The sequence below is a fragment of the Sediminibacillus dalangtanensis genome (assembly GCF_017792025.1).
Lineage (GTDB): Bacteria > Bacillota > Bacilli > Bacillales > Amphibacillaceae > Sediminibacillus > Sediminibacillus dalangtanensis.
The window spans coordinates 240,493-266,724 of the sequence record NZ_CP046956.1; the positions used below are offsets into that span (position 1 = coordinate 240,493).

The following is a 26,232-nucleotide window of genomic DNA, read 5'->3' on the forward strand; positions in this document are numbered from 1 at the left end:
TGGGATCTATTATAACATTGTCTCTTGCAAGCATATATTTTAACAGAGGTTTAAGAGAAAAATCAACTTGTATTTAAAGGTAATCATAGCTATCACCTGGTTTAGGTGAAGGGAAAAGTGGAAATGAAAATAAAGAAAAGAAAGTGGGAGTTGAATATTTCGTTCCCATTTCTTTCACAATAAAGAGATGTAAGGGAATAGCTTTAATCCGTTACCCGCATTTTTTGTAAGAAGGAGGTTTTTTCATGACAGGGAAAGTCAAATGGTTTAATGCCGATAAAGGGTTTGGGTTCATTGAAAGAGAAGATGGCGACGATGTATTCGTACACTTCTCGGCTATCCAGACTGAAGGTTTTAAAACGCTTGATGAAGGCCAGGAAGTCGAATTCGACATTGTCGAAGGCGATCGCGGTCCGCAGGCGTCCAATGTTCAACCTTTATAATCTGCTATTACAAAAAAGCGCATCTGTTGATGCGCTTTTTTTGACAGATAAGAAAGTATAAATTTCAGAGATGTCTAGCTCCAGCGCTTACCCCCTCGAGGGCAAAAGGCCGCCACTTCGAGGCTTTGCTTAAGCTTGTCAGAGGCCCAAACAATGTGGGTCATGCAGGCGTTGCCACAGGACGTGGCGGCTTTAGCCTATACTCCTTTTGTCCTGGGCGGAAAAACGATAAAATAGTAATTGACTACATTTGATTAGTAAGCTTTACTGTTAAAACACGGAGGAGGAAAGCAAAGTGGATGACAAAACGTTTGACTGGCATCAAGAGGCAGGGAAGCAGTGGGATGAAAGGGCATCATTTTGGAATCAAAACAGCAAAAGTATGTGGGATACCGGCAGCAGAAAAGAGATTATCCCGTTTCTGAATCACTATTTGCATCCAGGTGCTACCGTGTTGGACGTTGGCTGCGGAGATGGTTATGGTTCTTATAAGCTGAGCCAGGCAGGCTATAAAGTGACAGGTATGGACCTTTCAGAAGAAATGATCGAGAAGGCAAAGCGCTTGGCCGGAGAATTCATCACTTTCCGAAGGGAAGATATCATTCATCTCTCGTTTGCGGACGAAAGTTTTGATGCCATCATGGGAATCAACGTTTTGGAATGGACAGAGCATCCACTGAAGGCCCTAAAGGAGTTGGACCGGGTTTTGAAGCCGGAAGGAAGCGTGTGTATCGGCCTATTGGGACCGACAGCAGGGCCGCGGAACAACAGTTTTCCAAGGCTATACGGTGAAAAGGTGATCTGTAACACGATGATGCCTTGGGAGTTAAAAAGGCTGGTTGAAGAGGAGATCGGCTGGGAGACGATCGGTGGAAAAGCTGTCTCCAAAAAGGATGTAACGGAAAAAGAGATGGCTGCTTTACCGGAAGAATTGCAACAGGCAGTGAGCTTTATGTGGCTGTTTTTGTTTCAAAAAGAGTGAGGTGACGGATATGGATAAAAAAGAGATGGAAGAAAAAATTATCGAACAGTATCGCCAGGACGAAAACATGATGATTCTTGTTTTTGCCCAATGGTGTGTCAATAACGGCCTCAAGCCGGAAGAGCTCTATCATGAAGCTTATCCAGAGCAGGGGAGCAATAAAGAGCTGGAAAAAACACTGGAATTGACCGTGCCGAAGGAGGAGTCGGAACCTATTCCGGATACCACCGTATTGAATGTATTGCAGTTATACGGAAATGATGACCTGGCTTTCATCGTGAACAGGGAAATCGAAAAGCGTAAGAAGCAGGAGAACGATTAAAAGAGGCCCGGACAAAAGCATGGCCACAAAAGCAAAAACCGAGCGAATGCTAAATGCCAATCAAATTCGTTCGGTTTTCATTTTGGTCACGATGCTTTTGTCCCAGGCTCTTTTTCATTAACCTCTGAACAATTTGATCAACGCATGTGTTCCGTGATCTTCGCCTCCAGACTCAGCCAACCTTTGATACAGCGACAGGGACAGCTCCAATCCTGGGGTGAGAAGCTCCATTTCCTTTGCAGATTCCAAGGCAATCTTCATATCTTTAATAAAGTGTTTGACATAAAATCCCGGATCGTAATCACCGGCAATCATCCTGGGAGCAAGGTTGCTTAACGACCAGCTTCCTGCAGCCCCGGTAGAGATGCTGCTTAATACTCGTTCTGGATCCAGGCCAGCCTTCTCTGCATAGGTGATCGCTTCACAAACCCCGATCATATTGGAAGCAATGGTGATTTGGTTGCTCATTTTTGTGTGCTGGCCTGATCCGGCTGGACCCTGATGGACAACATTGCTGCCAAGTACGTCGAAAATCGGCTTTAGCTCCTGATAAGCAGCTTCAGACCCGCCGGCCATGATGGCGAGTGTTCCGTTTTTTGCCCCGACGTCCCCACCCGAAACTGGTGCATCGACAGATTCGATTTCTTTTTTCGCCGCTTCTTTATAAATTCTTTCAGCAAGCTTGGGCTTGGAAGTGGTCATATCGATGACGAAGCTGCCGGCCTTGGCGTGAGCCAGGATACCGCTGTCACCGAAGTATACTTCTTCTACATCAGAGGGGTAACCGACGATAGTAATAATCACATCTGATTCTGCTGCAAGATCAGCTGCGCTTTCCTTCCAGACAGCTCCAGCTTCCAAGAGTTCCTCTGCTTTTGTTTTGGTTCGCGTATATACATTCAAAGGGAATCCGGCTTCCATCAGGTTGGCAGCCATACTTTTTCCCATCACACCTGTACCGATAAAGCCAATGACTGTATCTTTTGCTAAGGCCATCATTCATCCTTCCTTTCTGTCTCTTTATGTCTAAACTTAGTTCGATAAAAAAACGAAAAATCCTTTCTATAAAATCACGATACTTCGACAAAAAATTTTTTAATCCGGCATTTTCCGCGTAACGCCAGGGTTTACTCCTAGTGAAAGAACAATCAGGGAATTATTTGGATTGCAACAAAAAAATGATTGTGATAAAGTCATAATTAACACAATATATTGTTTAGTTATTGAAAGTGAATACTATATGTTGATTCCGTGCAAGAATAGGTGACAGCATTGTCTTAAAAGGGAATCCGGTGAAAAACCGGAACTGTCCCCGCAACTGTAAGTGTGGACGAACGAGAAGTTCCACTAAACCGCTTTGCTTTACGGCGCCGGTTTGGGAAGGTCTCTAGTAGGCAGAAGCACGAGTCAGGAGACCTGCCTTTTCTTGTAGCGTTTCATTTCTTCGGGGACTGGGGAGTGAAAACGATAGGGGAAAAGTGGCTGTTTTTGCCATGTTTACTGTCTGTCGTTTTCAATCCGTCCATGTCTCATGGGCGGATTTTTTATATGCATAAAAGTGCCTTTACCGGAAGAAAGAGATACATAACCTCATTAGAAAATCTCAACATGATAGTACCTTAACACTTATAAGGTGACTGGGCTCTGCCCTTCAACCTGTGTTCACTTGGACAAAAGGAGGAGTAAATAATGATCGAAACAGAAGTTAAACGAAGTGATTGGAAGAGAGAAATACCGAAGATTCTGACCGGTCGTTTTCCGGATTTGGATATTCAAGCATTAGTTGAACACGGTGACAAAGTATTGGAGCAAAAACCATGGCTCCCCGATGATGAATGGATCCACCAGTTGATTTTGGAGGCGCTGGCCAACCTGGACGAAAATGCACCGGATTGGACCTATGCAGCAGCAGCTTTATACTTACAGCAGCTGTATCAGGAAGCAGCCGAGAACAGGGGATACGATCCAGGCAGGAAATACGGTCCGTTTGGGCAAGTCATCCGTCATCTGACGGACATCGGCATCTATGACCGCTTCTTACTTGATACTTATAGTGAACAGGAAATACAGGAACTGGAACAGGCGATCGATCCAGACAAAGACAACATGTTCACATACATCGGTCTCCGGACATTGGCAGACCGTTATATTGCCAAGGATTACCAAGGCAAGGTTTATGAGCTGCCACAGGAACGATTCATGATCATTTGTATGACGTTGATGAAAAATGAGCCTGCAGAAAAACGGATAGAGTTGATTAAAGAAGCATATTGGGCATTGAGTAACCTGTACATGACGGTGGCTACACCGACGCTTTCCAACGCAGGAAAAAGCTATGGTCAGTTATCCAGCTGCTTTATCGATACAGTAGACGACAGTCTGCAGGGGATTTTCGACAGTAATACCGATATCGCCAACCTGTCTAAGAACGGCGGCGGAATCGGCGTTTATTTGGGAAAAATCCGCAGCCGCGGCAGTGCGATTAAAGGGTTCAGTGGAGCATCATCCGGTGTTTTGCCATGGATGAAACAGTTGAACAACACAGCGGTCAGTGTCGATCAGCTTGGCCAGCGCAAAGGAGCAATCTGTGTCTATCTGGATATTTGGCATAAAGATATATCTTCTTTTCTGGATGCGAAACTGAACAATGGGGATGAGCGGCTTCGGACACACGATTTGTTCACAGGAGTATGTCTTCCGGATCTTTTCATGGAGCAGGTAGAAGCTAGAGAGAACTGGTACTTGTTCGATCCTCATGAGGTCCGGACAGTAATGGGGTATTCGCTTGAAGATTATTTTGACGAGTCAAAGGGCGATGGAAGCTTCCGGGAAAAATATTGGGAATGTGTTCAACACCCAGATCTTAGTAAACAAGAAATCCCTGCAATTGACCTGATGAAACGGATTCTGAAAAGCCAGCTCGAAACCGGTGGTCCTTTCATGTTTTATCGGGATGAAGTGAATCGGCATAATCCGAACAGCCATCTCGGCATGATTTATTCGAGCAATCTTTGCACGGAAATCACGCAAAACCAAAGCCCGACTGTAGTAGAAGAACAGCAGACCGTCGACGGGAAAATAGTCGTGAATAAGCAACCTGGTGACTTTGTTGTCTGCAACTTGTCCTCCATCCATTTGGGCAGGGCAGTGACAGAAGGCGTTCTGGAACGATTGGTTCCTATCCAGGTGAGGATGCTCGATAACGTAATCGATTTGAACACGATTCCGGTATTACAAGCACAGCTCACCAATCAAAAATACCGGGCAGTCGGTCTTGGTACGTTTGGATGGCACCATCTTCTGGCGTTGAAAGGAATCCGTTGGGAAAGCGAGGAAGCAGTAGCCTATGCGGACAAGCTGTACGAAAAAATCGCTTTTCTGACAATCCGGTCCAGCATGGAACTGGCTAAAGAGAAAGGTGCTTGTGCCGCATTTGAAGGTTCAGACTGGCAAACAGGCAAATACTTTGAAAAGAAGGGCTATACAACTGAAACAGATTCAGACTATGCTTGGTCCGATTTGCAGGAACAGGTGCAGGAATTCGGAATCCGGAACAGCTATTTAATGGCAGTTGCGCCGAATTCCTCGACATCTTTGATCGCGGGGAGCACCGCCAGTATTGATCCGATTTTCCAAAAGTTTTATGCCGAGGAGAAAAAGGATTACAAAATTCCTGTGACCGCTCCGGATTTGAACGCGGATACCACCTGGTATTATAAATCGGCTTATTTTATCGATCAGCACTGGAGTATCAAACAGAACGCAGCCAGACAGAAGCATATCGACCAAAGTGTATCCTTCAACATCTACGTACCTAACACCATCCAGGCCAAAGAATTGCTGAGCCTTCACCTGGATGCTTGGGAATCAGGGCTTAAAACTACCTATTATTTACGGTCGACCTCATCCGAACTGATCGACTGTGAATCATGTTCCAGCTAAGGAGAGGAGACTAACGATGGTTGTATCATTGAATAAACGGAATATCATGGACAAGACGGCACCGAACAATTCTACAAGTATTATCAACGGAAAAAGCTCTAATATACTCAATTGGGATGATGTCCGCTTCGCCTGGGCATATCCCAAATATAAAAAAATGCTTTCGAACTTTTGGACGCCTTTTGAAATCAACATGTCGCAGGATATGCGGCAGTTTCCAGGGTTATCTGACGATGAAAGGGACGCCTTTTTGAAAATCATCGGGTTACTGGCTTTGCTCGATAGCATCCAAACGGATTACGCCGGGAAGGTTGCTGATTATTTAACGGATTCGAGTCTGAATGCGCTCATGATCATTCTCGCCCAGCAGGAAGTCATTCATAACCACTCTTATTCCTATGTCTTATCCAGTCTTGTATCCAAGCAAGAGCAGGATGAAGTCTTCGAATTTTGGCGGACGGAACCCATTTTGGAAAAGCGTAACGATTTCATCACAGACGGTTATCGAGCATTTGCAGAAGAACCGACGGTAGATAACTTGTTGAAATCCGTTGTTTTCGATGTAATTCTGGAGGGACTATTCTTTTATTCAGGGTTCGCCTTTTTCTATCATTTGGCAAGGAATCAAAAGATGGTCGCCACCTCTACGATGATTAATTATATCAACCGTGATGAACAGCTGCATGTCGATTTGTTTGTACGAATATTCAAAGAAGTGTTAACGGAGCATCCGGAATATCATACAAAAGAACTGGAAACCTTTGTACAAGATACCTTTAAGCAAGCGGTGCACCTGGAGACAGAATGGGCTCGCCACATAATCGGCAACAAAATCGATGGTATTCTGTTGCAGGACGTGGAGGATTATATTAAATTTTATGCCAATACACGTTGTAAACAACTTGGCTACGAAAAACCGTATCCGGAAATCACCAAAAATCCGCTGCGCTGGATTAAAGCATACGAAGAAGTGGATTTGGGCAAGTCCGATTTCTTTGAACAGAAGTCCCGACAGTACACCAAAGTAAATTACACCGATAATGGTTTTGACGATTTGTAATAGGACGGGAAATCCCTGCTGATCATCAGTGAGGGATTTTTTTTTTCCCGATCCCGCGCTTTACAAATTTGTCTGCATTGGGGAAAGTAATAACTGTGCACATATACTTTGCTATCTTGCAACAGGCTAAACAAGGAGGATTTTGATGGACTGGATTCGCAAGTCATTTGGTGAGTTGGATACAAAAGAACTATATACCATCATTCAAACAAGAATCGATGTTTTTGTCGTTGAACAGCAATGTCCGTATCGTGAGCTCGATGGACATGACTATCGTGCTATTCATTTATTCTGCAAGGATGGAGAAAAGATTGTAGCATACGCACGCTTGCTTCCGAAAGGAACAGTATATGAACAAGCGTCCATCGGAAGGGTGCTGGTACATAAGCAATACCGCGGACAAGGCTTTGCCAGAGAGCTCTTACAAAAAGCAATTTCCCATATAACCGAACAGTGGCAGGAAACAATGATAAAAATCCAGGGTCAGGAATACCTGCGGAACTTTTACGCCTCCTTTGGCTTCCAAGAGATATCCGATGTCTATCTTGACGACGATATCCCTCATGTCGACATGTTGCTCACTACTTTTCCAAAGGAACTTGATAGCCCGATGGGTGACAGTCCCCGGTGAATTTCCAAAATCTTAACTGGTTGGCGGATTGTTTTCGGATATACTAAGAATGTTCTGCATGATCTTTCACAGCAGGAGGCGATAATGTGCTAACGCAACAACAGCTGCAAAAGTGTGAAAAGATGTTAACAGAACGCAAGCGTCACCTGGCCGACCATCTTGAGGACCATTATGGAACGCAGTATGAATTGATCAAGGAATCAATGGGAGAGTTATCGAATTATGATAACCATCCCGGCGACCATGGATCAGAGCTTTTTGAACGGGAAAAGGATATAGCCTTGAATGATCATGCAGAACAGGAAATGAAAGATATCAACCATGCCTTGACCGCGATACAAAATGGGCAGTATGGTGTATGTGAAGTGTGCGGCAAAGACATTCCGTTTGAACGGCTGGAAGCGATGCCGACCACCACAAGGTGTCTGAAACATGCCGAAGACGACATTTCCAACGACCGGCCGGCAGAAGAAGATGTCTTCCATCCGAGTGTCAACGAAATGGAGACAGAAGTGGAGGAAGAAGAATCCACCATTTTTGATGCGGAGGATTCCTGGCAGCGCGTTGCAAAATATGGTTCATCCGAAAGTCCGTCCGACTTTTATGACACGGAAAAGGATTATGAGGATATGTTTTTCAATTCCGATGAATTAGTAAGTGGAACGGAAGAAATCGAAAACTTTTTGACAGCCGATATCGATGGGAAATTCAGCGGTGTAAACCCCGCACACGAAAAATACGAAGACTACCTTGACGAAAACGAAGTAAACTCCATCCTTTATGATTAGAAGAAAAATCAGGCTGGATTAACCACTATGCAAGCCTTCTTTTATCTTACGCAAGCAAAGAAGGCACTTAGTTGCTGGTGTCGAAGCCGGACAAAGAAGAGGTTGGGCAAAAGCATCGTGGCTAAAACAAAAACCGAACGATGATTCGAAATGGGTAAACATTCGAACTCGTTCGGTTTTTGCAAGTGGAATTAGGTTATATCCTAACTTAACATATCCTTATTTTTTCCGTGGAATGAGAAAAGCGTTGTCTGCTTTTTGAAAGCCTGCTTTCGGATAGTATCCCATTGCTGAAGGCGCGGAAAGGAGAATCAAAGCTGTTTCTTCACCGATTTCCTTTTGAACGCGGGAAATCAACTGACTTCCAATGCCTTGATGCTGGTACTGTTTGTCGACTGCCAAATCCGACAAGTAACAGCAATAGCAATAGTCAGTCAATGCTCTGGCTATGCCAATCAGCTTACCGTTATCTCGTGCTGTAACCAGTAAATCTGCTTGTTCAATCATTTTTTCCATCCGGGCCAGATCTTCATAAGGCCGCTTTATGCCGGATGAGGCAAACACGTCTGCCAGTTCCTCGCGCAAAATCTTCTCATGGATAGCATAGTGAACTGTCATAAAAATCCTCCCTGTTTTATAATGCTTTTCAGGTTAACTGCTTTGAGAGCCGAATCATATCCCTGCAGATAATCCCGTTTTCTTCAATCTTTTCATCATAATGGTTCGTAAAAAAGTCTTTGATAATCGATTGCATGTGAAAACCACACTTTTGATAGAGAGCAAGCTGCCCGATGCTTGAATTACCTGTGCCGACCTCAATAAGTTCGAACCCCAGGCTTTTGGCTTCGGCAATGGCGTGCTCGATCAGTTTACGACCGATCCCCTCGTTTTGGCGATCGGGATGGACAGCGATATTGGCAATTTCTGCTTTGGTTGAGGATTTTTTAATTAATACATAGACACCGACCAGGCTGCCCCTCTCATTGGCCCCGTAACAGTGTCCGTCAACCAGGTATTTCTCCACCATCTGTCTATTGGGATCTGCCAGTAACAATAAATCCATGGGAGCATTTTTCCTGTCCGTGATTTGTTTTATTTCCATTGTCTTTCCCCCTCTGTTTTTCATTATGGATGATTTTATAGAGTCCTGTATATCTATCTCTGTTAACGCCCAATGGCGTTCTTTTTAGCAGGGGTAAACAAGGCGCCCCGCGTTTTTTCATTGTATCAAATTATCCGTGTTTGATGCCGAGGAGCGCAGGGAAATTTAATAAGAGGATTTGGTTGCGGAGGGATGTTACCATGAGCACTTTGTTTTTATTGTTGCTGTTTATTCTCAGTCTGGTTTACCTGGCCGTCAAACATAGAAAAACGATTCGTCGTTTACACCCGCTTGTGACCGGGGGAATTGCTATCTTGTTTGTGATGGCAGCCGCCGTTGCATTCGTTTGTTTTTACTATGGCGGCCAGTGGCTGGCGGGAAATGTTGATAATATTTTTGCGCTGGTGATTTTGCAGTTTGTCCTGTTGTTTGTACTCATTGGTTTGTGTCTGGGCATCTTAACGATAATTCTTGATCGAATGGAAAATCTGGAAAATAGTAAGCGGCATCTGCGATAGAAGCAGGTGCCGCTTTGTCATAGTAAGAGGAGGATCATTATTAATTGCCAGTCTGCATTTTTTGCAGACTGGACTATCTATATAAAACCCCAGCGTTCGGGGGAGTTGTCCGCCGGGGTTTGTTTGCTGCTTGCTACTTAGCTTGTTTGCTCGTCCTGTTCACTCAGGGTCAGCGAGGTGTTCTGCTTTTTACCATCGCGGTAATAGGTGACTTCCACTTGGTCGCCGACCTCGGTTTCATCATAAAGGTATTTTTTTAAATCAAGCATCGACCCGATCGTTTGATCATTGATTTGAGTGATGACATCATACTTCTTCAATCCTGCTTGTTCTGCCGGAGAGCCGGTTTGTACCTGGGCAACAACGATTCCTTCTTCTACATCTTCAGACAGCTGCAGTGTTTCCTGTTTATGTCGCTCTGGAACAGTTGCCAGGTCCATGGCACTTATCCCGACAAACGGACGGGTGACGGAACCTTCTGTTTCAAGCTTTTCGATAATTGGTTTTGCTGTATCGATTGGAATGGCAAACCCGATTCCTTCTACAGCACTCTCGGCAATTTTCATCGAGTTGATGCCGATCAACTCACCATTTCCGTCGACCAATGCACCGCCGCTGTTACCCGGATTTATCGCAGCATCGGTTTGGATGACTTCTGTGGTCCAATCTGCTACCCCATCTTGATTAGAGTCTATTTCAACCGAACGTTCCAGTCCGCTGATGATTCCTTTAGTGACCGATCCAGCAAATTCCATGCCAAGCGGGTTCCCGATGGCAATTGCTGTTTCACCGACATTCAAGTCATTGGAAGAACCTAGTGTAGCGACAGTATCGACATTGCTGCCGTCAATCTCCAACACGGCCAGATCGCTCAATTCATCAGCGCCGAGAATTTTGGCGCTGACCGTCGTACCATCTTGTAAATAAACTTCTACTTCGCTAGCGCCATCTATGACGTGATTGTTCGTAACGACATAGGCTTTGCCGTTTTCTTTTTTATAGACGACACCGGATCCTGTTCCGGCTTCTTGCGTATCATCTGGTTGCTCCCAGAAATTCGCTGTTGTTTTCTGTAGGTTGGATACGCCGACAACAGCTGAAGCAGATTTTTCAAGTGCGCTTTCTACTTCCGGGTCGTCCGACGTGTTTGCCGTCAGGGTGATGTTATCACTGTCGGCGGATTCTGATCCTGTTTGCGTGTCCGCGCTTTGCGATTCAGAATTCAGGGATTGTAATGGTAGAATATTTGTATAGATTAATAACAGACCAATGATGGCGACAATCAATCCACCAGTGATGCCGCTGATAAAGTAACCTTTTTTACTTGAACTGGAACCGCTGTCCGGTTTTTTTGGTTGCGAAGCCGGCGGTGTGTTTGCATCTTGTTCATTTTCGATATATACCTGCTTTTCACTTTCCGGGCCGTGTTCGTGATCATGCTCGTGTTGATGTTCATTTTCGTGCATGTAAACTCACACCTTTCTTTGTGCTATTTATTAGGGAAATATGTTTGCTCTCGCGTCTACATTTCTTATTGTAAACAGCGGGTTCGGCAGTCCTTTGGTAAAATTGTGTAAAAAGTGTGGAATTCTTAAAAGGGAATCGATAATCGGTGGATATATGCGACAATATAACGAGTAGGGAGGCATTTGGATGAAACACAGCATTGTTGTAGTGGAGGATGACGTGAACATTCGTAATATCGTTTCGGCTTATCTTAAAAAAGATGGATACCAGGTTACGGTAGTGGAAAGCGGAGAGGATGCGTTGACGATATGGAAAAACGATCCGCCTGATATGTGGATTCTCGATATTATGCTGCCGGGGATAGATGGCTATGAATTATGCAAAACCATCCGGCAAGAGAGCGAAGTCCCGATCATCATTATTTCGGCGAAGGATGAAGAACTGGATAAAATCCTCGGGTTGGAATTGGGCGGGGATGACTACTTAACCAAGCCATTCAGTCCAAGGGAGATGGTGGCCCGGGTCAAGCGGTTATTTAAACGTGTGGACAGAACCCGTCCGGAAAAAAAGGATGATATGAAGAAGCTTCAAGCAGGCAGCCTCGTACTTTATCCAGATGAAAGGCTGGTCTTGTGGGAAGGGGAGGAAGTGGAAATTACCGCTAAAGAGTTTGAGATTCTGAACATTTTTATCACCAACCAAAACCGTGCCTTTTCAAGGGAAGAATTGCTTACCAAGGTATGGGGCGAAGATTACTTCGGCAGTGATCGTGCCGTTGATGACTTGATCAAGCGGCTGCGTAAAAAGATAGACGGACTTCCGGTTGAGACGGTGTGGGGCTATGGATACCGTCTGAAAATAGAAAAAGAGGAATCAAAATGAAGCTTCAATCCCAACTTAACATTGCCTTCACCACTTTACTGGTAGTCATCATGTCTGTTGCCGCGTTCACCATTTATTCTTTGATTCTGAATTTGCTGATTCACAACGAACAGACCCAACTGGAGAAAAACGGCAGGATTATCACTGGTATGATCAATGAATCTCCCAGCCTCAATATGCAGCAGTTATCTGGATTATTGGAGGATTTGAAGCTGCAGGGGATCTTTTATTACCGTAGCGGAGGCTCGGAAGACACGATTATTACCAACCTGCCCCGTGATGTTGCAGAAAATTGGGTGAATAACTACGATTTATCGCAAAACGAACAGCCGTTATGGAAAGCGGGGAATGAGCGTTATGTGGTGTCCAGAATGAGTTTTTCGCCACGTTTTCCTGCCTGGGAATTGATTCTGGTGACGCCGCTCAATGATTTACAGGCAGTCCAGCGGAACTTTATCGGTATCTTGCTTATCGTATTTGTTGTAGGAATTCTTGTGGCAGTATTATTGAGTTATTACATGACCAACCGTTTGGTGACACCATTGACAAGATTGAAGGAACAGGTCAAAAAAATCGAAAAACGGCAATTCAACGAAATTCAATCGGTAAATGCCAGTGGCGAAATCAAAGAGGTGGAAGAAAGTGTCATGGAAATGGCCCAGGAATTGGAACGTTATATTCAGTCGCAACGCCAATTTTTTCAAAATGCCAGCCACGAACTGAAGACTCCGTTGATGACCATCCAGGGTTATGCTGAGGGGATTAGAGACGGGGTATTTGAAAGAGAGGAATCCGAGCGTGGATTCGAGGTGATGGTGGCTGAAATCGGCAGGTTGAAAAAAATCATCAACGAAATGATTTTACTGGCAAAACTGGATAGTGAAGAAAACATTTATCGGGAAGAAAACATAAAAGCAGCTGATTTAATCAAACTAACGATGGAGAGGGCGCTGCCACTAGCCAATGAAAGGAACGTAAAACTGGACACATCAGGTATCGATGATGCAACCCTGACAGCCGATAAAGAAAAGCTGTTGCAGGCGATGATGAATATTGTGGCCAACGCCATCCGGCACGCTAATTCTGTGGTAACAGTCAGCGTCGAGAAAGTCGATGGTGTGATCATCAGAGTAGCGGATGATGGAGCAGGCGTACCGCCAGACTTAATGCCACATCTCTTCCACCGATTTGTCAAAGGGGAAGGTGGCGAAACAGGTCTGGGCTTGGCGATTTCCCGGGCGATCATTGAACGATCAGGCGGACGGATAACCGTTGGCAGCTCTGAGAGCGGCGGTGCCTTATTTTCCATCCATTTATAAGAAAGAACGTGAAAATACTTTTAGATGTTTCGCTGAAAGGGAATAGTATACCATCTTCTTTATATTTGTGTTACAATAGATTGGTTGTAGTCGGAATGTAGAATTCGATACAAAAGAGGAGAGTATATTCATTATGCAATTAAGAGAAGATCTTCGCAATATTGCAATCATTGCCCACGTTGACCATGGGAAAACAACGTTAGTGGACCAGCTGTTGAAGTATTCTGGAACCTTTCGTGAGAATGAACAGGTCGATGAACGTGCGATGGATTCAAACGATTTGGAAAAAGAACGCGGAATAACAATTTTAGCGAAAAACACGGCTATTAATTATAAAGACACTCGTATTAATATTCTGGACACACCAGGACACGCCGACTTCGGCGGAGAAGTAGAACGGATCATGAAAATGGTTGACGGTGTTTTGCTTGTGGTCGATGCTTACGAAGGCTGTATGCCGCAAACCCGTTTTGTCTTGAAAAAAGCGCTGGAGCAAAAACTTACTCCAGTTGTTGTCCTAAACAAAATCGACCGGCCGAATGCCCGCCCGGCAGAAGTCATCGATGAAGTACTTGATTTGTTCATCGAACTTGGTGCCGATGACGACCAGTTGGAGTTCCCGGTGGTATATGCTTCTGCGCTGAATGGTACTTCCGGCAATGAACCGGAAGAACAGGAAGAAACAATGGAACCGGTTTTCTCTACCATTATGGATCATATTCCGGCGCCAATTGATAATTCGGATGAAGGATTGCAATTTCAGGTTACCTTGCTGGATTATAATGATTATTTAGGAAGAATCGGCGTTGGCCGGATTTTCCGTGGATCGATCAAGGTTGGGCAGCAGGTGGCACTGATGAAAAAAGACGGTTCTGTCAAGTCTTTCCGCGTGTCCAAACTGTTCGGTTTTATTGGTCTGAAACGGATTGAAATCGAAGAAGCGAGAGCGGGAGACATCATTGCTTTGGCAGGAATGGAAGACATCAACGTCGGCGAGACGGTCTGCCCGCAGGATCAGCAGGAAGCCTTGCCGATTCCGAGAATTGACGAACCAACCTTGCAAATGACATTTGTGATTAACAACAGTCCTTTTGCCGGCAAGGAAGGAAAGTATATTACGTCCAGAAGAATTGAAGAACGCTTACTGACCCAGTTGGAAACAGACGTCAGCTTGCGTGTAGAACAAACGGAATCGCCGGATGCCTGGACTGTATCAGGACGCGGTGAATTACACTTGTCGATTCTTATTGAGAACATGCGACGTGAAGGGTATGAACTACAACTTTCGAAACCGCAGGTCATCATCCGGGAAATTGACGGTGTGCAGTGTGAACCGGTTGAGCGTGTTCAAGTAGACGTGCCGGAAGAACACCAAGGCGCTGTCATGGAATCGCTCGGTTCCCGCAAAGGGGAAATGATTGACATGGCCAATCACGGAAACGGACAAGTCCGTATGGAATTTAAGGTTCCTTCCCGCGGTTTGATCGGTTATGCAACCGAGTTTATGACACAAACAAGAGGGTACGGAATCATTAACCATACGTTCGATTCTTATGAACCTCTCTTGCCAGGACCAGTAGGCGGAAGGCGCCAGGGCGTTCTTGTGGCGCTGGAAAATGGCAAAGCCTCCACGTATGGCATCATGGGTCTGGAAGATCGCGGTACGATTTTCGTCGAACCAGGAACAGATGTATATGCAGGAATGATCGTCGGGGAGCACAACCGTGACAACGACCTGACAGTTAATATAACGAAAGAAAAACATTTGACTAACGTCCGTTCTGCAACGAAAGATCAAACGGCAACCATCCGTAAAACGCGGACGTTGACCCTTGAGGAAGCAATCGAGTATTTGGACGATGATGAATATTGTGAAGTAACACCGGAGTCCATCCGCCTTCGCAAAAAGATACTCAACAAAAATGAACGGGAAAAAGCAGCTAAAAAGAAAAAAACGGTATAATTGAAATTCGATTAACAGCGGCTGAGGCCGCTGTTTTTTTATTAAAAAATCCAGATTGTGCATCATCCCATACTTTAAGCCAATCCCTCTTGTGACAAAGACACGCACATTTGGTTTGCCCCAGCGCTTAAGCTGGTTGCTGCATTATTTTTTTACGAAAGGGTTATCGGTAAGGATAGTCGAAACAGAAGGTAATGAAGGAATAATGGAGGGAAAATATGAAGAAAACGGCTTTGACAGGACATTATTCCTGCTAATTGCTTCAGGATGTTCTGATTCCACCAAGCCAGAAGGTAACCAATTGGATGACAATCAACCGGAAGGCCCGTTATCCGGTAAACATGAGGTCGACACAATCGCCTCCGAACTGGAAGAGCCATGGGAAATAGTAAGATGGGAAAACACCCTTTATATAAGTGAGCGGACGGGTACTATTGTGAAAATTTCTTTAGATGATAGGGATTTAGCAAGAAAACCGGTCCAATTGGATGAAACGTTGGCAGAGGTGTCAGAAGCCGGATTGCTCGGATTCGCGTTCCCGGATTCATTTTCAGAGGATAAGGAAGCGTTCGTTTACTATTCTTATTCCAAAGGTCAAAATGTCTACCAGCGGGTAGCCAGAGTGGAAGAAAAAGCGGACAGGTGGAAGGAAACCGGGGTCCTGCTCGATAACATCCCCGGGGGACAGGTACATCACGGAGGAAGGATAGAAATTGGACCTGATGATAAATTGTATGTGACCATAGGGGATGCTACGAAACAAAGTGCCGCTCAGGACCTGGGCAGCTTATCGGGAAGCATTTTGCGGATTAACCAGGATGGCAGCATTCCAAAAGACAACCCAGATCCACAGTCGCCCATCTATAGCTGGGGCCACCGCAATCCTCAAGGTTTGGCATGGGATGATCAGGGTAATTTATATGCAACGGAACATGGTGACCAGGCCCACGATGAAATTAATTTAATCAAACCGGGCAACAATTATGGATGGCCGCAAATAGAAGGTGACCGGAAACAGCAGGAAATGGAAAGACCGCTGGTTCACTCCGGGGAAAAAACATGGGCTCCATCCGGAATGGATTACAAAGATGGAGTTTTTTTGTTTGCCAGTTTGCGGGGCGAGGCACTTCGCAGGTTTGACCCGGAATCAAACAGGCAGGAAGTGGTCGTCGAAGGATATGGCCGCATCCGGGACGTACTAGCAACCAACGATGGTGTGTACTTTATCACCAATAATACCGATGGACGTGGAACGCCAGTGAAGCAGGATGATCGGCTGCTGTTTATGGCTGATGATTGACCAAAAAAGCTTAACAAAGAAGAAAGGGAAGGCATATATGTTGAGGTTTGTACGCAGGTTGAAGTTTCTGGTTAACTTTAGAAAGTCATTGCCTTTTTTAAAGGATTTTTTCTTATCGAAACAAGTAAGTTTGGCAACCAAAGCAATATCGATTGTGCTTATTATCGGTTATATTTTGTTTCCGTTCGATATCATCCCCGACTTTCTTCTTGTTTTCGGGATATTCGACGATGTAGCGGTTGCAGGTTTTATTCTCCAGAAACTGGTAAAGATGGCCCCGGAAACGTTGAAAGAAAAACACGGCCTTTACAAAGCATAAAGAAAAAAATCCTGCCTGCCGGCAGGATTTTTTTCTCGCTGTATAGGAAATTATAAAATTTATGATTAAGAGTCTTAGTTGATAGGTCTAATAGTTGATGAAAAATAAAAACCGAAATGGATTGACACTTTAGATAGAGAGTCATACACTGATGAAGGGATAGTTTTTCCTTAGGTAAACAAAAATGCGCAAGTCAAAAACGCATGTTGGTTTGGAATAGATGTGTAAAAGGAGATGTCTCTGTGGCGGAATGGTTTTCTGAGTTGAGTCCAGTGTTACAAGCATTAGTCATTACGATATTTACCTGGGCCAGTACGGCTTTAGGTGCTTCGTTTGTGTTTTTTACCAAGAAGGCGAATCAAAAGCTGTTTGACAGTATGCTCGCTTTTGCGGGCGGTGTCATGATTGCAGCCAGTTTTTGGTCACTGTTGGCCCCGGCTATTTCAATGGCAGAAGAGCAGGGATTTCCCCCGGTGATTCCGGCGGTGACCGGTTTTTTACTTGGCGGATTATTTCTGATGCTCGTAGATCGCGTGATGCCGCTTATCGACGAACGTTTATATTTCAAGGATATTAAAGATAAAAAGGCAAAGCGGCGAACCGCAATGCTGGTCTTCTCCATTACATTGCACAATATCCCGGAAGGCTTGGCAATCGGGGTGGCATTCGGTGCCTTGTCGTCAGAATTCACCACCGCGTCCTTATCGGGGGCGATTGCGTTGGCGATAGGAATTGGAATTCAAAATATCCCGGAAGGTACGGCCGTTTCCCTGCCGCTTCGAAGAGATGGGATGTCGAAATGGAAAAGTTTTTACTACGGACAATTTTCCGGAATGGTGGAACCGATGGCGGCTGTTGTAGGCGCATTGGCTGTCGTGATTATTCAGCCGCTTTTGCCTTATGCGTTAAGCTTTGCCGCTGGAGCGATGATCTTTGTAGTCGCAAAAGAGGTCATACCTGGATCACAGGAAAAAGGGCATGTCCAGCTGGCTACGATGAGTTTGATGGTCGGTTTTGCCGTTATGATGATATTAGACGTAGCACTAGGATAATTAGAAAAGCGGAAGTGGCTGTTTAAAGGAGTACAGGCTAAATGCGGCTACCCCTGCATGATCCACATCGTGTGGGCATCGTGTGGGCCTCCGACAAGCTTAAGCTAAGGCTAGAAGTGGCGTTGTTTGCCACAAAGAGGACGGGCTTAAGACCTAGAGGTGTAGGCGCTGTAGCTGGACAACAGCACCACAAGAACTTCTATTTTCTGATATGTGAAAAAAAGGAGACGAACCTGGCCACACAGGTCCGTCTCCTTTTTCGCATGTACTCCTATTTTGCAGTTATTTATACCTCGCGACGCATTGCTTTTAATACATCAATTTGGGTTGCACGTTTTGCTGGACGTAAACCGGATAAAACCGTGACCAACAAGCAGATGCTTGCAGCAATTAGGACAAGCGACCATGGAATCATGGAAAAGCGCAGTTCGGGTGGCAGTTCCTCCTTGGAGATACTTTCGAGAATCAAAGGAAGCGCAAAGTTCACAGCCATACTAACGATATAGGCGACAGCTGTACCGATAATAGCTCCGGCCAATCCGATCATACCGCTTTCCAATATAAATATCCGTTTAATCGTTTTCGGTTTGGCCCCGATCGCTTTCATGATTCCGATGTCGGGTGCCCGTTCGGTTACAGCCATGGTCATCGTGTTGTAGATGCCGATGGATGCAATCAACACAGCGATCGTACCGACGATGATGAGTCCTGTTTTGATGATGGTAAATATCATGTTGATTTGCTCGATTTCGCTAACCACGGAATAGGAAGCATAGTTCTTGTTTTCCAATTCATCGGAAATGGCTTGTACCACTTCCATATTTTCAGCATAAATGGTCACCTGATCATAGAAATCTTCTTGTTGCTGACCGGTAGATAAATCTTCTTGACCAGGTGTGGTAACCATTCCCCGATCCGTCCCGGTAAATTGTTCTACTTCTTTTAGTACCGATTCAGATATATATACACTCTGATCCTGAAACCATTCTCTGGTAGGGGCTTCGGTAATCCCTGTAACCGTTAAAGGAATCGTATGGGATTTTTCCTCATTGTCTTCAATTTGAATCACTTTCATCTCGATTTCTTTACCAATCAGGTCCCCATCGTACTGGTATTCTTCTTTGATCTCACCTTGCTCATTAGTAAGCTCTTCGTCACTTACTGTGTTTTTCTTGAGATTGGAGACGAAATCATAGCCGATAACAATTTCGTTGTCTTTTTCAGGAAGCCTGCCTTCTGACAATTCGAGGCCGGCCTCCAATTCAGATGGAAAGTCGGTTGTCATTGCCTCCGTCTGAATTTGATAGTCATCAATCGAGAAAACGGGTGACTGTTGGAGTCTTTTATTTCTTGTTACTGCCTTGACACCGCTGATCGATTCAAAATAATCAATATCCCCATCCGTCAACGATTGATAAGATCCATCAACTTCCTTACCGTGTACCTGAATTTCTGTCACAGCTCGATCTTGCATAGTATTTTGTATCAAGGAATCATGAAGGCCGAAGCCCACAGAGGCCAGCACGATCAGAAAAGCACATCCGATAGCCGTGGCCAGCATTGTCATGAATACCCGGACTTTGTTTTTCCCCATATTTTGTCTGACAAATTGGAACTGATCCTTAAATTTCATGGGTAACGCCTCCTTCCACCAATGCCCCGTCGGCAATTTCGATTGTTCGATTACCGATCCGGGCAACTTGCTCATCATGGGTGATAATCAGAAAGGTGATGCCCATCTCTTCGTTTAGCTGTTGAATTAGTTCCAACAGATTCTCTTCTGTTTCGCTGTCGAGGCTTCCGGTTGGTTCATCGGCCAATATGAGCGGCGGATTCAACACAAGTGCCCTGGCGATACTCACTCGCTGCTGCTGTCCTCCGGATAGTTCGCTGGGGTAATGTTCACCGTGGTTTTCCAATCCTACTTTGCGCAATGTATCTTCGACGATTTTTTTTCGGTTTTCTAGTGCCATGCCACCCAGGATCAACGGTAGCTCTACGTTTTGATAAGCCGTCATACTCGGAATCAGTTGAAAGTTTTGGAAGATGAATCCAACGTGCTGTAAACGGAAAGCGGCAAAATCAGTCTCATTCAAATTGGTTACTTTGGTGCCGTCAATCCAAATTTCTCCATGGACGGGGCGGATGAAGCCGCTGATTAAATGAAGCAGTGTTGACTTGCCAGAGCCGCTCCTTCCTTTGATGGCTACGATTTCTTTTTCCTTTACCTGAAAGGAAATATCCTGTAATACGGAAAGGGTTGTTTTATTCCCTTTTTTGCCAAGTTCGAAGTGATGATATAAGTTTTTTACGGTTATCACGTTTTTCCCCCCTGAATTCTGTTCACTATGTAGACGGCTAGAACAAAGAAAGGACTACAAAGAATTAAGAAAAAAGTCGGGTTTTTTTATTACCAGGGAACATATGTTCGTTTTTGTGTTATACTAGGCGATAGGATAGGCTGTTCTCGGAGGGTGGGTCGGCTAGCTCCCATAGCAGGGAAGATTGGGGGTGATGCCAGTGGAAACGTTTGAGGTGTTCATGGTTATGTTTTCGTTTGGAACTTTTCTCATTGCGTTGTTCACATTGGTGATTAAATTGACCAATAAAAAATAGACCTCCCTGCCGGTAAAAAGGGAGAGGTCTATTCGCCAGGCCGATCCCCTGAAGGAACGGCTATCCAGGGCCGCAGTTGCAGCTGCGGCCAATTTCATGCATGTTATCTCTTATTATGATACCACATTTTGTTTTCCTTTTGATAAAAAAAACAAGAAAAATGGTCAAAAACATTTCCCATTTTTCGTGGCGATGTTTACACTCTTCCGGAAATCCAGTGGTTTAATGCACAAAAAGGGCTGTCCAAGAATGCCACATGCGACTTTCGGGACAGCCCCTATACAAAACGAATGGATTATTTCAACAAGTCAGGATTTTCACTTTTTGCTTCTTTTACTCTTTCCCGTCGATAGCCACCGGCTATGTCAGCCTGCTTGAATTCTTTTGCATATCGCACTTCCTGTGCATCCGACAACTGTACCCCTTCTCCTTTAATAGGCTGATACTGCGTTTTTTTCGCCATTTTGTTTCATCCTTTCATTGGATTTGGGATTTCCGTATACCTGTACCCTGGATGCTTGGGAGGTAAAACCTAAAAGAAAAAAACTTGCATAATTTGATCGTTTCTCTATAATGGAGATAACATTTAGATTGTCGATCAGGAAGAGAGTACTCCTTTGAAAGCCTTAGCGAATTGGGGATGGTGGAAGCCCAATGGCGGAAAAAGCGGGGAACCGGACTTTCTGGACAGCGGTTTTGAACGGACAGTAGGGACCGCCGGTTAGTGACCGATATCTCATCAAAGCAGGTTCAATTTGAACAATTAGGGTGGCACCGCGGGAACAGACTCTCGTCTCTTTTTTACAGGAGACGGGAGTTTTTAATTTTAGGATAAGAAAGTATAAATTTCAGAGATGTCCAGCGCCTACCCCCTCGAGGTCTTAAGCAAATCCTCTGTGTGGCAAAAGGCCACCACTTCGAGGCTTTGCTTAAGCTTGTCGGAGGCTCAAATGATGTGGGTCATGCAGGCGTTGTCACAGGACGTGGCGGCTTTACCTGTGCTCCTTTAAACAGGCGCTTGCCTTTTGTCCTAGCGGAGAGTGTATTTAGGAAAGGAGTAAACAAATGAAGATAAAGGAACAATTTGCTGGGGATTTGGAAAAACAATTCGGGGAATACCTTGACCGGAACAGCATCTTTCATCTGATTGAAGTACCGAAACAACCAGAGCATGGTGATTTGGCGTTCCCTTGTTATACACTGGCTGGAAAGATGCACAGAAATCCGGCATTGATTGCCCAAAAAGCAGCAAATGAGTTAGAAAACAACGACTATGAAAGAGTAGAAGCTGTAGGGGCCTATTTGAATGTATTTCTTAATAAGCAACAGACAGCCAATGACATTTTGAAAAAGATCATCCAAGAGAAGCAAAACTATGGAAACAGCCAGGGTGGTCTGGGAGAGGTTGTTGCCATTGATATGTCGTCACCCAATATCGCCAAACCATTTTCCCTTGGTCATCTGCGCTCTACTGTCATCGGCCATTCGTTGGCCCTGATAGCGGAAAAATGCGGGTACAAGACAGTGCGAATCAATCATCTGGGGGATTGGGGAACACAGTTTGGCAAATTGATTGCTGCCTACAAAAAATGGGGCAGTGAAGAAAAGGTGAAGCAAAACACGATAAAAGAGCTGCTAGCCCTTTATATCCGTTTTCATGAAGAAGTAGAACATTCTCCTGAACTAGAGGAAGAGGGGCGCTTTTGGTTTAAACAACTGGAAGAAGGGGATGCGGATGCGTTAGCGTTATGGAAATGGTTCCGTGCAGCATCCTTGCAGGAATTTGATGAAATTTATAAGCTGCTCGGTGTTTCGTTTGACTCGACCAACGGGGAAGCCTTTTTCAATGACAAAATGCAGCGTATTGTCGATATATTGACAGAGAAGGAGCTGCTGACCGAATCAGAAGGAGCGATGGTGGTGGATTTAAGTGAAGACAACCTGCCTCCATGCCTCATTAAAAAGTCTGATGGAGCAACGCTTTATGCCACAAGGGATTTGGCAGCTGCCGTTTATCGCAAGGAAACCTATCAATTTGCCAAGTCTATCTATGTGGTCGGCAACGAGCAAAATTTACATTTTCAGCAACTCAAAGCTGTTTTGCGTAAAATGGATTATTCCTGGTGGGAGGATATCCGGCATGTTTCTTTTGGAATGATCCTGAAAGAAGGGAAAAAGATGTCGACACGAAAAGGGAAAGTTGTCCTTTTAGAAGATATCTTACAGGAAGCGATTGAGTTGGCAAAAACCAATATAGAGGAAAAAAACCCCGGGCTTGCTGATAAGCAATCGGTTGCTGAGACTGTCGGAGTCGGAGCGGTTATTTTTCATGATCTAAAGAACCACCGTCATAATGACATCGACTTCTCTTTGGAGGATATGCTTCGAGTGGAAGGAGAAACAGGCCCTTATGTACAGTACACATTTGCGAGAGCTTGCTCTCTATTGCGTAAAGGAGGGTATCAACCGGCTGCGGAAGAGCTGATCGGGTGTGACCAGGAAGCATGGCCAGTCGTGAAACGATTGGACGCTTTTCCGACGGTGATCCACCGGGCGGCAGAACTGGATGATTCATCCGAAATAGCAAAATACGTCGTCGACCTTGCCCAGGCTTTCAACAAATATTACGCTGGTACGCGGATCCTGGAGGAAGGGAAATGGAAAGGGCAACGTTTAGCGCTTACTTTTGCGGTGTCCGTTGTCTTAAAAGAAGGCTTGCGTTTGCTCGGTATCCACGCCCCCGAAGAAATGTAGGCAGAGGAATGGCTGTCCTGTTGAATGACGGACAGCCATTGCTGTTTCTCTGTTAACCTTTTGTCCATAATGCCAACAGCGGCCCGTCTTCTGCAAACACTGGATCCAGGTCCGGGACAGGAACTTCTGCGATATTTTCGAGTGCTTGCTCCCTTTCCTCTGGTTTGCCGGTCAGTAAATCATGCGTAGCCCCATCAGGGTATGCGCCTACCACACTGAAATCGGAACTTGCTTCGACTTTTTTGTGGCCGACACCTGCAGGGATCACGACTACATCGCCGGCTGCAACAGGGATTTCCCTCCCCTGTTCACCGCCAAACGCAATCAGCGCCTTGCCGCTGATAATGCCGAGTACTTCGTGGGTATTGCTGTGGAAGTGATGGTAATCGAACACTCCGCCAGTCCAGCTGTTAAGCCAATTGTTCCCGTTAAAGATCATTTCACAATCGACTACCCGGTCCAATAACACTTCCGGATACACCACTAACGGAAGGGTGGAGTTGTTCGGGATCTTTCCGTCATCCGAAAACAAAAAAGTGGAAATCCTATCTCTAGTCATCGTATCACTCCTTCAGCAAACTTGTTCCACTATCGGTGTAAAGCCAAACCAGTTGGAAGACTGTTTGCAGGAGAAAGAGGGTTCACAACGGTAATTTCATGATCAATGGGGATCTTTTAGTCTCGGCGAGGTCGGATCACAGTCGGGAGGGGCCGACTGGGTGGATTCTGCCAGTTTCATCAAGTAGTAGCATTCTTCCCGGTACATATGATCGGCCATTAAACCGGAGAATGTGCCGAGCACCGTTTCCGATAACTCCATTTCTTCCAGTTCATGCAAAAACGTCTTGAACAGGTTGATCTCGATTTGTACGTCGCTGTTAAATCGATTTAAGGCAGGGAATGACTCCAGGTTAGTCCGGAGATAGCCAGTAAGCTCGACGGCTTTTATATAGAACTGGTCGAAATGCTTGCTGAAGTCTTTGCTTTTTTTCTTGAGCCGCTTTTCTACTCCATCAAGCTCGTCGTTAATGGCGCCGGCATGGCCGGATGCATCCAGAAGCCAGATTAAATGATGATGCAATTCATGGAAGATCGGTGGTGATTCCCCTTGTTTTAAATAACGGATGACGAGCTGGTATTCTTCCAACTCGTTGACCATATGATTGATAAACGTAGGAGTCAAATGGATACCGATTTTTCCGGTTAAATGACGTTCAATGATTGACAGCTTGAAACCCTTCATCTCATCCACGGCGGACTCTGCCTGTTTGGTAAAGGCAATCACATTTGAATGAGTAATCGTTTCCGTTTCTTCTAGCAGCGTGTCAAATCGGTTGACGAAACGTTTGGCCAACTCGACATCCTTTCTCTCCGATGGGTACAGGGAATCACGGATAAAGCGTGCGTGATCTCCCAAAACCTGTAGCCAGAACCGATGTTCAAACATGGCACTTTCAATAAAATCGCCCATAACACTCATCCCCCTATAAAGAAGTATCAATTAAGTTTATTTACACGACAGGAGGATTATCACTGTTTTTCCAAGCAAGGAAATCGAGGGACAGTCCCCCATCGAAGTAACACTGCGTCGCGCTAAATCGGTGGGGGACTGTCCCTCGATATACTATCGCAATTGATGGTTCAGGATGGTGAAATGGTCCAGGATTTGTTTTTCTTCTGGATGCAAAAGTTTATTGGCGTTTTTACGTCTTTTTTTCGATGTCTCGGATTCCAGCATGTGCAGGCTGATAAGCTTAGCTGTGGAGTGAACAAAATCATGAGAATAATCCAGGCTTTTCAATAGTTGAATGGCCAGATAGGCGCTGACGTTTTCGTGCCCGTCAAAGTGGGCGTATTTCCGTTTCACTCCCTTGAAATGGAGGAACGATTTGCAGATCCCTTTACCAAGGTCATGCAACATACTAAGCCAGAGCAATTTTTCCTTGGCCGGGCTGTGATAATGATGTAACACTTCTTGATGGAGGTAGTAACTATGCCTGCTTACCGATAAATGATGCAGTCTGGAATCGTGAGGGAGCTCGTAAATTTCCGGAAATCCGGGAAAGTGATTTAGCACCCGGAAAAAATCCTGATAGGAAACAGCTTCACCCATGATACGCTTGACGTCTTGTTTATGGACACAATCAAGCGATAAATCGGGAGTATAGTACGCCACCCGGTAGAATCCTTCTTCGGAAAAAGGCAACTCGAATTGTTTATACATCCGGTTCAATACCTGTTCATCCACCTTGCGTCCCCGCTGCTGGTTTCTAAGCAGACAAGTATGATAAGGAGTGCAAAGGACATGGGCGACCACCGGGAAGCCGCGCACGTCGTTACGGGTGAAATGGATCCGTTTCCTTCTGGATAGATTGGTGGCATCGAAAACGACATCGCTGCCATCTGCCAGATGGTTGCGGATCATCCTTCGAATGGCATCAAAAATCCTGCTGTTGTCTCCCTGGATACCGGCATTTCCGTACCACTGTTTTCGTATATCATCACTCGATATGTAAACCGCTTGATTTGATACGGCCAGTTTTTTTGCAAAAAAACTTTTGCCGCTGCCGGGAATGCCTGCCATCAAATGAACGGTCGGCATTGCAAATCCACCTCCCATCTTTTTTCTGTTTCCCGCGAATGAATCTTTCTATTCCCGTGGCCTGAATGATAAGTATTACCCGGTGGGCAGGGGGAGAAAACCATATAAATGTGGACACATTTTTGGTATGATATTTTCTGTAACAAGTCGTTAATTAAAGGAGACCATAA

26 protein-coding genes and 1 riboswitch are annotated in these 26,232 nt (G+C 45.1%); of the genes, 16 read left to right on the forward strand and 10 right to left on the reverse strand.

Annotated elements, in window-relative coordinates; all coding sequences use genetic code 11:
- Positions 1 to 245: 245 nt before the first annotated feature.
- The 3 genes from ERJ70_RS01310 (at position 246) to yxiS (ending at position 1,747) form a co-directional block, all read left to right on the forward strand.
- A complete protein-coding gene (locus ERJ70_RS01310) occupies positions 246 to 443 on the forward strand; it encodes a cold shock domain-containing protein (protein ID WP_026571405.1) in 198 nt (65 codons plus the stop codon).
- A 295-nt stretch (positions 444 to 738) separates the two neighbouring features.
- Positions 739 to 1,425, forward strand: a complete 687-nt coding sequence (locus ERJ70_RS01315) for a class I SAM-dependent methyltransferase (RefSeq protein ID WP_245208088.1) — start codon at positions 739 to 741, stop codon at positions 1,423 to 1,425.
- A 10-nt stretch (positions 1,426 to 1,435) separates the two neighbouring features.
- On the forward strand, positions 1,436 to 1,747 hold the full coding sequence (gene yxiS / locus ERJ70_RS01320) for a protein YxiS (RefSeq protein WP_209366618.1): 312 nt from the start codon (positions 1,436 to 1,438) through the stop codon (positions 1,745 to 1,747).
- Positions 1,748 to 1,864: 117 nt separating this feature from the next.
- Here the strand turns inward: yxiS and ERJ70_RS01325 are convergent, their stop codons facing one another.
- Positions 1,865 to 2,746, reverse strand: coding sequence for an NAD(P)-dependent oxidoreductase (locus ERJ70_RS01325; protein ID WP_209366620.1), 882 nt, complete (start codon positions 2,744 to 2,746; stop codon positions 1,865 to 1,867).
- Between the two features lie 245 nt (positions 2,747 to 2,991).
- Positions 2,992 to 3,185: riboswitch (cobalamin riboswitch) on the forward strand.
- A gap of 251 nt (positions 3,186 to 3,436) precedes the next feature.
- Between ERJ70_RS01325 and ERJ70_RS01330 the strand changes: the two genes are divergently transcribed.
- From ERJ70_RS01330 to ERJ70_RS01345, 4 genes are all read left to right on the forward strand, one after another.
- A complete protein-coding gene (locus tag ERJ70_RS01330; protein WP_209366622.1) occupies positions 3,437 to 5,689 on the forward strand; it encodes a ribonucleoside-diphosphate reductase subunit alpha in 2,253 nt (750 codons plus the stop codon).
- A 16-nt stretch (positions 5,690 to 5,705) separates the two neighbouring features.
- Positions 5,706 to 6,749, forward strand: coding sequence for a ribonucleotide-diphosphate reductase subunit beta (locus tag ERJ70_RS01335; protein WP_209366624.1), 1,044 nt, complete (start codon positions 5,706 to 5,708; stop codon positions 6,747 to 6,749).
- A gap of 145 nt (positions 6,750 to 6,894) precedes the next feature.
- A complete protein-coding gene (locus ERJ70_RS01340; RefSeq protein ID WP_209366626.1) occupies positions 6,895 to 7,380 on the forward strand; it encodes a GNAT family N-acetyltransferase in 486 nt (161 codons plus the stop codon).
- Positions 7,381 to 7,466: 86 nt separating this feature from the next.
- Positions 7,467 to 8,168 (forward strand): TraR/DksA C4-type zinc finger protein, encoded by a 702-nt coding sequence (locus ERJ70_RS01345; RefSeq protein WP_209366628.1) that lies wholly within the window; start codon positions 7,467 to 7,469, stop codon positions 8,166 to 8,168.
- Between the two features lie 219 nt (positions 8,169 to 8,387).
- Here the strand turns inward: ERJ70_RS01345 and ERJ70_RS01350 are convergent, their stop codons facing one another.
- Both ERJ70_RS01350 and ERJ70_RS01355 read right to left on the reverse strand, forming a co-directional pair.
- A complete protein-coding gene (locus ERJ70_RS01350; RefSeq protein WP_209366630.1) occupies positions 8,388 to 8,786 on the reverse strand; it encodes a GNAT family N-acetyltransferase in 399 nt (132 codons plus the stop codon).
- Positions 8,787 to 8,814: 28 nt separating this feature from the next.
- Positions 8,815 to 9,270, reverse strand: a complete 456-nt coding sequence (locus ERJ70_RS01355) for a GNAT family N-acetyltransferase (RefSeq protein WP_209366632.1) — start codon at positions 9,268 to 9,270, stop codon at positions 8,815 to 8,817.
- A 200-nt stretch (positions 9,271 to 9,470) separates the two neighbouring features.
- On the opposite strand from ERJ70_RS01355, the gene ERJ70_RS01360 reads away from it, so the two are divergent.
- Entirely contained in the window at positions 9,471 to 9,788 is a 318-nt protein-coding gene (locus tag ERJ70_RS01360) for a hypothetical protein (RefSeq protein WP_209366634.1), read from the forward strand.
- Positions 9,789 to 9,925: 137 nt separating this feature from the next.
- Here ERJ70_RS01360 and ERJ70_RS01365 read toward each other — a convergent pair whose 3' ends face one another.
- The gene (locus tag ERJ70_RS01365) at positions 9,926 to 11,254 is read right to left on the reverse strand and encodes a S1C family serine protease (RefSeq protein WP_209366635.1); all 1,329 of its coding nucleotides are present in this window, start codon (positions 11,252 to 11,254) and stop codon (positions 9,926 to 9,928) included.
- A gap of 187 nt (positions 11,255 to 11,441) precedes the next feature.
- Between ERJ70_RS01365 and ERJ70_RS01370 the strand changes: the two genes are divergently transcribed.
- The 6 genes from ERJ70_RS01370 (at position 11,442) to ERJ70_RS01395 (ending at position 18,090) form a co-directional block, all read left to right on the forward strand.
- Positions 11,442 to 12,137 carry a response regulator transcription factor gene (locus tag ERJ70_RS01370; RefSeq protein WP_209366637.1) on the forward strand — a complete coding sequence of 232 codons (696 nt, stop codon included), beginning with the start codon at positions 11,442 to 11,444 and terminating at the stop codon, positions 12,135 to 12,137.
- Positions 12,134 to 13,456 carry a sensor histidine kinase gene (locus ERJ70_RS01375; protein ID WP_209366638.1) on the forward strand — a complete coding sequence of 441 codons (1,323 nt, stop codon included), beginning with the start codon at positions 12,134 to 12,136 and terminating at the stop codon, positions 13,454 to 13,456. Before ERJ70_RS01370 ends, ERJ70_RS01375 begins: the two co-directional genes overlap by 4 nt.
- A gap of 133 nt (positions 13,457 to 13,589) precedes the next feature.
- The gene (gene typA / locus ERJ70_RS01380; RefSeq protein ID WP_209366640.1) at positions 13,590 to 15,419 is read left to right on the forward strand and encodes a translational GTPase TypA; all 1,830 of its coding nucleotides are present in this window, start codon (positions 13,590 to 13,592) and stop codon (positions 15,417 to 15,419) included.
- Between the two features lie 205 nt (positions 15,420 to 15,624).
- Positions 15,625 to 16,719 (forward strand): PQQ-dependent sugar dehydrogenase, encoded by a 1,095-nt coding sequence (locus ERJ70_RS01385; RefSeq protein WP_209366642.1) that lies wholly within the window; start codon positions 15,625 to 15,627, stop codon positions 16,717 to 16,719.
- Between the two features lie 37 nt (positions 16,720 to 16,756).
- A complete protein-coding gene (locus tag ERJ70_RS01390; protein WP_209366644.1) occupies positions 16,757 to 17,038 on the forward strand; it encodes a YkvA family protein in 282 nt (93 codons plus the stop codon).
- A 242-nt stretch (positions 17,039 to 17,280) separates the two neighbouring features.
- A complete protein-coding gene (locus tag ERJ70_RS01395) occupies positions 17,281 to 18,090 on the forward strand; it encodes a ZIP family metal transporter (RefSeq protein WP_209366646.1) in 810 nt (269 codons plus the stop codon).
- Positions 18,091 to 18,376: 286 nt separating this feature from the next.
- Here the strand turns inward: ERJ70_RS01395 and ERJ70_RS01400 are convergent, their stop codons facing one another.
- Both ERJ70_RS01400 and ERJ70_RS01405 read right to left on the reverse strand, forming a co-directional pair.
- The gene (locus tag ERJ70_RS01400) at positions 18,377 to 19,723 is read right to left on the reverse strand and encodes an ABC transporter permease (protein ID WP_209366648.1); all 1,347 of its coding nucleotides are present in this window, start codon (positions 19,721 to 19,723) and stop codon (positions 18,377 to 18,379) included.
- On the reverse strand, positions 19,713 to 20,411 hold the full coding sequence (locus ERJ70_RS01405) for an ABC transporter ATP-binding protein (RefSeq protein WP_209366650.1): 699 nt from the start codon (positions 20,409 to 20,411) through the stop codon (positions 19,713 to 19,715). The genes ERJ70_RS01400 and ERJ70_RS01405 overlap by 11 nt, the downstream gene beginning before the upstream one ends.
- 199 nt (positions 20,412 to 20,610) lie before the next feature.
- Here ERJ70_RS01405 and ERJ70_RS01410 point away from each other — a divergent pair, with 199 nt between their 5' ends.
- The gene (locus tag ERJ70_RS01410; protein WP_110943307.1) at positions 20,611 to 20,706 is read left to right on the forward strand and encodes a putative holin-like toxin; all 96 of its coding nucleotides are present in this window, start codon (positions 20,611 to 20,613) and stop codon (positions 20,704 to 20,706) included.
- Positions 20,707 to 21,001: 295 nt separating this feature from the next.
- On the opposite strand, the gene ERJ70_RS01415 is transcribed toward ERJ70_RS01410, so the two are convergent.
- Complete coding sequence (locus ERJ70_RS01415) at positions 21,002 to 21,169, reverse strand: YfhE family protein (RefSeq protein ID WP_209366652.1); 168 nt, start codon at positions 21,167 to 21,169, stop codon at positions 21,002 to 21,004.
- A gap of 602 nt (positions 21,170 to 21,771) precedes the next feature.
- On the opposite strand from ERJ70_RS01415, the gene argS reads away from it, so the two are divergent.
- Positions 21,772 to 23,460 carry an arginine--tRNA ligase gene (gene argS / locus ERJ70_RS01420; protein WP_209366654.1) on the forward strand — a complete coding sequence of 563 codons (1,689 nt, stop codon included), beginning with the start codon at positions 21,772 to 21,774 and terminating at the stop codon, positions 23,458 to 23,460.
- A gap of 52 nt (positions 23,461 to 23,512) precedes the next feature.
- On the opposite strand, the gene ERJ70_RS01425 is transcribed toward argS, so the two are convergent.
- From ERJ70_RS01425 to ERJ70_RS01435, 3 genes are all read right to left on the reverse strand, one after another.
- Positions 23,513 to 24,019: a cupin domain-containing protein gene (locus tag ERJ70_RS01425; protein WP_209366656.1), complete on the reverse strand. Its 507-nt coding sequence runs from the start codon at positions 24,017 to 24,019 to the stop codon at positions 23,513 to 23,515.
- A gap of 102 nt (positions 24,020 to 24,121) precedes the next feature.
- Positions 24,122 to 24,931, reverse strand: coding sequence for a DUF2935 domain-containing protein (locus ERJ70_RS01430; RefSeq protein ID WP_209366658.1), 810 nt, complete (start codon positions 24,929 to 24,931; stop codon positions 24,122 to 24,124).
- A 153-nt stretch (positions 24,932 to 25,084) separates the two neighbouring features.
- Positions 25,085 to 26,062 carry an AAA family ATPase gene (locus ERJ70_RS01435; RefSeq protein WP_209366660.1) on the reverse strand — a complete coding sequence of 326 codons (978 nt, stop codon included), beginning with the start codon at positions 26,060 to 26,062 and terminating at the stop codon, positions 25,085 to 25,087.
- Positions 26,063 to 26,232: the final 170 nt, after the last annotated feature.

Coding starts and splice junctions, on each gene's coding strand:
- yxiS (WP_209366618.1), top strand. CDS start 1,436: ATGGATAAAAAAGAGATGGAAGAAAAAATTATCGAACAGTATCGCCAG.
- ERJ70_RS01370 (WP_209366637.1), top strand. CDS start 11,442: ATGAAACACAGCATTGTTGTAGTGGAGGATGACGTGAACATTCGTAAT.
- ERJ70_RS01355 (WP_209366632.1), bottom strand. CDS start 9,270: ATGGAAATAAAACAAATCACGGACAGGAAAAATGCTCCCATGGATTTA.
- ERJ70_RS01375 (WP_209366638.1), top strand. CDS start 12,134: ATGAAGCTTCAATCCCAACTTAACATTGCCTTCACCACTTTACTGGTA.
- ERJ70_RS01425 (WP_209366656.1), bottom strand. CDS start 24,019: ATGACTAGAGATAGGATTTCCACTTTTTTGTTTTCGGATGACGGAAAG.
- ERJ70_RS01330 (WP_209366622.1), top strand. CDS start 3,437: ATGATCGAAACAGAAGTTAAACGAAGTGATTGGAAGAGAGAAATACCG.
- ERJ70_RS01335 (WP_209366624.1), top strand. CDS start 5,706: ATGGTTGTATCATTGAATAAACGGAATATCATGGACAAGACGGCACCG.
- ERJ70_RS01390 (WP_209366644.1), top strand. CDS start 16,757: ATGTTGAGGTTTGTACGCAGGTTGAAGTTTCTGGTTAACTTTAGAAAG.
- ERJ70_RS01350 (WP_209366630.1), bottom strand. CDS start 8,786: ATGACAGTTCACTATGCTATCCATGAGAAGATTTTGCGCGAGGAACTG.
- ERJ70_RS01365 (WP_209366635.1), bottom strand. CDS start 11,254: ATGCACGAAAATGAACATCAACACGAGCATGATCACGAACACGGCCCG.
- ERJ70_RS01385 (WP_209366642.1), top strand. CDS start 15,625: ATGGAGGGAAAATATGAAGAAAACGGCTTTGACAGGACATTATTCCTG.
- ERJ70_RS01430 (WP_209366658.1), bottom strand. CDS start 24,931: ATGGGCGATTTTATTGAAAGTGCCATGTTTGAACATCGGTTCTGGCTA.
- ERJ70_RS01415 (WP_209366652.1), bottom strand. CDS start 21,169: ATGGCGAAAAAAACGCAGTATCAGCCTATTAAAGGAGAAGGGGTACAG.
- typA (WP_209366640.1), top strand. CDS start 13,590: ATGCAATTAAGAGAAGATCTTCGCAATATTGCAATCATTGCCCACGTT.
- ERJ70_RS01340 (WP_209366626.1), top strand. CDS start 6,895: ATGGACTGGATTCGCAAGTCATTTGGTGAGTTGGATACAAAAGAACTA.
- ERJ70_RS01400 (WP_209366648.1), bottom strand. CDS start 19,723: ATGAAATTTAAGGATCAGTTCCAATTTGTCAGACAAAATATGGGGAAA.
- ERJ70_RS01435 (WP_209366660.1), bottom strand. CDS start 26,062: ATGCCGACCGTTCATTTGATGGCAGGCATTCCCGGCAGCGGCAAAAGT.
- ERJ70_RS01310 (WP_026571405.1), top strand. CDS start 246: ATGACAGGGAAAGTCAAATGGTTTAATGCCGATAAAGGGTTTGGGTTC.
- ERJ70_RS01325 (WP_209366620.1), bottom strand. CDS start 2,746: ATGATGGCCTTAGCAAAAGATACAGTCATTGGCTTTATCGGTACAGGT.
- ERJ70_RS01360 (WP_209366634.1), top strand. CDS start 9,471: ATGAGCACTTTGTTTTTATTGTTGCTGTTTATTCTCAGTCTGGTTTAC.
- argS (WP_209366654.1), top strand. CDS start 21,772: ATGAAGATAAAGGAACAATTTGCTGGGGATTTGGAAAAACAATTCGGG.